We start from the raw sequence: 316 nt of genomic DNA on the forward strand, positions 1-316 counted from the left end.
CTTGACGTGCTGGCCGTCCTCGACGAGGAGGGTCGCACGCTTCAGGACCGGGTACACCACCGGCTCGTCGCCGTTGTCGGGCGTGAGGATGACCTTCTTGGCCTTCTCGGTCTCGTCGATCGTGATGCGGCCGTCGGCCTCGGCGATCGGCGACGCACCCTTGGGGGTACGGGCCTCGAACAGCTCCTGCACGCGGGGCAGACCCTGCGTGATGTCGTCGGCCGACGCGGAACCACCGGTGTGGAAGGTACGCATCGTCAGCTGGGTACCGGGCTCACCGATCGACTGGGCCGCGATGATGCCGACGGCCTCACCG

At 68.4% G+C, this 316-nt stretch carries 1 protein-coding gene; it reads right to left on the reverse strand.

The window, feature by feature from the left end; genetic code table 11:
• Nucleotides 1-316 (reverse strand): hypothetical protein (locus ACZ3HG_RS23290; RefSeq protein WP_465334690.1); only part of this gene is annotated, 316 nt, incomplete at both ends.

Source organism: Erwinia sp. PME.40.26/001 (assembly GCF_055556675.1).